We start from the raw sequence: 2,074 nt of genomic DNA, 5'->3' as shown, positions 1-2,074 counted from the left end.
GCGAATTCGGCCGTCACCGCCTGCAACGCAGCCTCGATGGTGAGATCCGCCAGATCGGAGAAGGCGCGGCCGGCGCGCGCCGGATCGATCGAGCCGGCGAGCAGCCGGACGCCGATCAGGAATTTCTGCTCGGAAGCAAAAATGCGCAGCCGGTCGAGCACGTCCTCATAAAGCCGGTCGCCCTCGACAAAGGCGGAAAGCCGTGCCGACAGATAGGCGCGGTCCGGTAGCTCCGTCAGCAAGGCCGGGTCGAGCAGACCATCGAAGACATGCGGCCGGCGGGTGATGATCGCCGCCAGCCGGGGCGCCGCACCCATGATCGTTGCCAGGAGCTTGAGCAGGGCCGGATTGGACTGCAGCAGGGAAAACAGCTGGATGCCGGCCGGCAGGCCGGCGAGAAATTCGTCGAAGCGCATCAGCGCTTCGTCGGCCCGGCGCGTCTGGCCGAAGGAGCGCAGCAGAGCCGGCGTCAATTCCGTCAGCCGCTCGCGCGCCTCCGCCGACTGAGTGACGCGATAGCGACCGAAATGCCAGCCTCGGATGACGCGGCAGATGTCGCTTGGCCGCTGGAAGCCGAGGCCGTGCAAGGTCTGCAGCGTATCGGGATCGTCGACATCGCCGGTGAAGACGAGATTGCCGATGCCTGTCGACAGTTCGGGTGCTGTTTCGAACAGTGCCGCGTAGTGGCGTTCGACCTGCTGCAGCGAGGCGCGAAACGCCTGGGAAAAGGCAGAAGCATCGGCAAAGGCGAGCATGCGGGCGATGCGCTCCAAGCCTTCGTCATCTTCCGGCAGCGTGTGGGTCTGCTCGTCGGCAACCATCTGCACGGCATGTTCGACGCGGCGCAAGAACCAGTACTGGCGGGCGAGCGCATCGCGCGCCTCGATGGTGATCCAGCCGCGTGTCGCAAGCTCGCCGAGCATCGGCACGGTCTCGCGGCCACGCAGTTCAGGGAAGCGTCCGCCGGCGATAAGCTGCTGGGTCTGGACGAAGAATTCGATCTCGCGAATGCCGCCGCGCCCGAGCTTGACGTTGTGGCCCTTGACCGCGATCTCACCATGGCCCTTGTGGGCGTGGATCTGGCGCTTGATCGAATGGACGTCGGCAATCGCCGCGTAATCCATGTATTTGCGCCAGATATAGGGCTGAAGCTCCTTGAGGAAGGCAGCGCCCGCGGCCAGATCGCCGGCTACCGGACGTGCCTTGATCATGGCGGCGCGCTCCCAGTTCTGGCCGCGCGCCTCATAGTAGCGCAGTGCCGCCTCAACCGGGATCGCCAGCGGTGTCGAACCGGGGTCGGGGCGCAGCCTCAGATCGGTGCGGAAGACATATCCGTGCTCGGTGCGGTCCTGCAGGACGCGAACCAGGCGGCGCGTCAGCCGCGAAAACAATTCGGTGGCGTCGAGCGGGTCGACGACCGCCGGTGCTTCCGGATCGAAGAAAACCACCAGATCGATGTCCGAGGAAAAATTCAGCTCATGTGCCCCGAGCTTGCCCATGCCGAGCAGGATCCAACCCGACTGTTTCGACGGGTTGTCGACATCCGGCAGTTTGAGTTTGCCCTGGCCGTGCGCGTCGCGCAGCAGGAAGTCGACGGCGGCACGGGTACAGGCGTCAGCGAGGTCGCTCAACCGCCGGACCGTCAGCGCCGTTTCGGCCTCGCCGGCAAGATCGGCCAGCGCGATGAGGAAATGCGCCTCCGACTTCCACTGGCGCAGCTCCATCATCAGGCCGGATTCCGAAAGGGTCTCCGCCAAATGCGCCAGGTCTATGGCGGCGCCGATCGCTTTCAGCCGAGCCTCGATTGTCTGCTCGAACAGCCCGTCCAGGATTTGCGGCCGGCGACGTGCCGTATCGCGCAGGAACGGCGACAGATCGAAGACGGCGGCGAGGAAATCCTGGCCCTCCCCTTTGCCGGCCAGAAACTTGGCCAGCCGCGTCACCCCTTCTTCGCGTGCGGCGGACGCGATCTCGGCCAGTTCCAGCCGCGCACGGTCCTCGTCCAGCGGAACAAGCCTGGCCGCCGGCTTCAGCAGCCAATCTTTCGCTCTTGCAGCCGTGCTCATCAGTGATC

General features: G+C 65.4%; 1 protein-coding gene. It reads right to left on the bottom strand.

What is annotated here, in order from left to right:
* The coding region (locus EN991_RS33870; protein WP_127370365.1) for a bifunctional [glutamine synthetase] adenylyltransferase/[glutamine synthetase]-adenylyl-L-tyrosine phosphorylase at positions 1-2,066 on the bottom strand (2,066 nt) is incomplete at its 3' end.
* Between the last annotated feature and the right edge of the window lie 8 nt (positions 2,067-2,074).

Source organism: Mesorhizobium sp. M7A.F.Ca.US.005.03.2.1 (assembly GCF_003997795.1).
Classification (GTDB): domain Bacteria; phylum Pseudomonadota; class Alphaproteobacteria; order Rhizobiales; family Rhizobiaceae; genus Mesorhizobium; species Mesorhizobium ciceri.
The sequence above is the reverse complement of the archived record's forward strand: the minus strand, read 5'-3'. Positions and strand labels throughout refer to the sequence as shown.